The sequence below is a fragment of the Planktosalinus sp. genome, assembly GCF_059864935.1.
Map to the genome: position 1 here is coordinate 1 of NZ_JCBCCK010000373.1, position 3,528 is coordinate 3,528.

The 3,528-nt window shown below is 39.9% G+C and carries 3 protein-coding genes; all 3 read left to right on the forward strand.

Annotated features, from left to right (window positions below):
• A partial coding sequence (locus tag AC6F75_RS11660; RefSeq protein WP_500715189.1) for a glycosyltransferase occupies window positions 1-986 on the forward strand: 986 nt, incomplete at its 5' end.
• 108 nt (window positions 987-1,094) lie between these two features.
• Window positions 1,095-2,408: a 2-oxo acid dehydrogenase subunit E2 gene (locus AC6F75_RS11665; protein WP_500715190.1), complete on the forward strand. Its 1,314-nt coding sequence runs from the start codon at window positions 1,095-1,097 to the stop codon at window positions 2,406-2,408.
• 347 nt (window positions 2,409-2,755) lie between these two features.
• On the forward strand, window positions 2,756-3,528 hold a 773-nt coding region (locus AC6F75_RS11670), incomplete at its 3' end, for an exonuclease domain-containing protein (protein WP_500715191.1).

The following is a 3,528-nucleotide window of genomic DNA, read 5'->3' on the forward strand; positions in this document are numbered from 1 at the left end:
CGAAAATCAAACTCATTGAAAACAAAGAAAATGTGGGTTTCAGCAAGGCAAACAATCAGGGAGTTGCCATTGCAAAAGGAGAATATGTATGTATTCTAAATCCCGATACCGCTGTTGCGAAAGACACTTTCAGAAAAACACTGGAATTTGCTGAAAGCAAAAATGAATTCGGGGCTTTGGGCATCAGGTTGATTGATGGTACCGGAAACTACTTGCCCGAAAGTAAAAGAAATATTCCCACACCCAAAGTTTCACTGTATAAAATTTTAGGGATTCGTCACAAAAAATTCAGTTATTACGCAGAACAACTGGCTGATGACGGAACCGGCGAAGTGCCTGTACTGGTAGGAGCTTTTATGCTTTTGAAAACTGATGTTTACAAAAAAGTGGGCGGATTTGACGAAGACTACTTTATGTATGGCGAAGACATTGACCTGTCATATAAACTGCTTAAGGCAAACTATAAAAATTACTACTTAGGCAGCGTTACTATGTTGCACTATAAAGGCGAAAGCACTACAAAAGACAAAAACTACCTCAAACGGTTTTATAGCGCTATGCACATATTTTACAAAAAGCACTTTAAATCTGGCGGTGTATTTAAAGCACTTGTGTTTAGCGGTGTAACTATGTTGAAGTTTATTAATATTTTTAGGGCATCAAGAGTAAAGACCCCTGCATTTCAAGGTCAAAACTATTATTTGTTAAGTGACAATATCAGTTTTCTCCAAAAATTGAGTAAAGCTACCGAAATCAATTTTAAATCGATGGCCAAAAGTGCAGTAACCGATTCAAAAATCTTTGAGTCTTGTTTTGTGTTTGATGCCAATTATGTTTCTTACGAGAAAATTTTCAGTGCTATGGAATTCCTGAAAAACAAAGAAAACATTTTTAGGATAAGACCGGTGAATACAGATTTTATCCTCGGTAGCGACAGCAGTAGCAGTAAAGGTGAAATATTTGATATGGCCAAAAACAAGGAGTAATAGTTGGATTGGTTTGTGAAAATCAAATTGTCTCACGATATTAGGTATAAAGCATAAATATAATTAATTTTGCAGTCGCATAACTAAACGTATTTTCTGATATATATTATGGCAAAGTTTGAATTGAAATTACCCAAAATGGGAGAGAGTGTAGCCGAAGCAACCATAACCAACTGGTTGAAAAATGTAGGGGACAAAATTGAAGCAGATGAGGCTGTACTTGAAATTGCAACAGATAAGGTAGATTCTGAAGTGCCCAGTGAGGTAGATGGAATAATTGCCGAAATATTATTTCAGGTCGACGATGTGGTGCAAGTGGGTCAAACCATTGCCATCATTGAAACTTCAAACGGAGTTGAAACTGCAACACCTGTTCAAACCGAAGCCAAAGCAGAAACCCCGGCCCCCGAAGTCGTTGCCGCTGTTGAGGAAACTGTTTCCGCTGCCAAAGAAACCGTTCAACCGGTTCAAAGCAGTACAGAGCGATTTTATTCTCCATTGGTAAAAAACATAGCCAAGAAAGAAGGCATTTCTCAAACCGAACTTGACTCCATAAGCGGTACAGGAAAAGATGGACGGGTTACCAAAAACGATATATTAAGTTATTTGGAAAACCGCGGAAGTCAGCCTGTTGTTCAAACCCAAACTCCTGTTCAACAGCCGGTAATTGGGTCTCAACCGACTCAAAAAGCTGCTCCGGTTTCTGTAAATGGAGGAGATGAAATTATCGAAATGACCCGAATGGGCAAACTCATTGCCCATCATATGGTGGATAGTGTGCAAACATCTGCTCACGTTCAGTCATTTATTGAAGTGGATGTGACCAACATCTGGAACTGGAGAAATAAAATGAAGAATGAGTTTGCTAAACGTGAAGGGGAGAACCTGACGTTTACGCCCATTTTTATGGAAGCCGTGGCAAAAGCCATCAAAGACTTCCCGATGATCAATATTTCGGTGGACGGCGATAAAATCATTAAACGCAAAAACATCAACCTGGGTATGGCCGCTGCACTGGCAGATGGAAACCTAATCGTTCCCGTTATTAAAAATGCAGACCAACTCAACCTTTTGGGAATGACCAAGTCAGTCAATGATCTTGCTGAAAGGGCCCGAACCGGAAAATTAAAACCTGACGACACTCAAGACGGAACCTATACCGTAACAAACGTGGGTACCTTTGGAAGCATTATGGGCACGCCCATCATCAACCAGCCTCAAGTGGCTATTTTAGCACTGGGAGCCATCAGAAAAGTGCCGGCTGTAATTGAAACACCTGAAGGGGACTTTATTGGAATTAGATATAAAATGTTCTTGTCGCACTCCTATGACCACAGAGTAGTCAATGGAGCATTAGGCGGTCAGTTTGTAAAACGCGTGGCCGAATATCTGGAAGGATTTGATGTAAACCGAACGATTTAAATATATGAACCGCTTACAAAAGCTTTTATTTTTACAAGGCCCGGATGCTCAATATTCGGGTCTTTTCCTTTAAAAAGGTCTTCTTTTTTGAAGTTTTTATGACAGTCAATTTTATTCACTTTAGAGCCATCAATTTTTTATAGCCCCTGCTTTTGCCGCTTCGTCACTTGAATCCGCCTTTTGGCGGAGCAAGGCAGGCGGGCAGGCCTCCGGTGTTTTAGTCCTGTTACGGACAAAATATTAGGTAATAGTATAATAAACTGAATACCACTTCAAGAGGGAATCTTTTAAAAATTCGGGTATTAAAGTCAATGAATAATCTTAATTTTGCACCATAAATCAGAAAAATGAACTTAAAACTCGACAAACCCATTTGCTTTTTTGACCTTGAAACCACGGGCACAAACATCGCCTCAGACAGGATTGTCGAAATTTCAATTTTAAAAATATTTCCAAATGGCAACAAAGAAAGCCACACCTGGAAAGTAAATCCCCAAATGCCCATTCCGCCCGTAGTTTCAGCTATTCATGGCATTACAGACGAAATGGTGGCAAACGAACCGACCTTTAAAGAACTGGCGCCAAAAGTTTACGGCATTATTAAAGATTCAGACCTGGGAGGGTTTAACTCAAACCGGTTTGACATTCCGCTTTTGGCTGAAGAATTGTTGCGCGCAGGAGTTGATTTTGAAATGAAAAACACCCTTTCCATAGATGTGCAAACCATTTACCACAAAATGGAAAAACGCACACTTGAAGCAGCCTACAAGTTTTATTGCGACAAAGATTTGACCGATGCGCACAGTGCAGAAGCCGACACATTGGCCACTTTTGAAGTGTTGCTGGCCCAGGTTGAAAAATATGACGAGCTTGAAAACAACACCAAGTTTTTGGCCAACTTTAGTTCGCACAGAGATTTTGCAGATTTTGCAGGGTTTATCGGTTATGATAATAACGGTGAAGAAGTTTTTGCTTTCGGAAAACACAAGGGAAGTAAGGTAGAAGATGTGCTTGAAAATGAACCCGGATATTTTGGCTGGTTGCTCAATGCAGATTTTCCGCTCTATACCAAAAAAGTGCTTACGGGAATTAAATTGAGGAAATTGAATAATAAACTGGA

What these genes read in the sequence shown, in the direction of transcription:
- AC6F75_RS11665 (WP_500715190.1), top strand. Translation starts at nt 1,095, where the DNA reads ATGGCAAAGTTTGAATTGAAATTACCCAAAATGGGAGAGAGTGTAGCC.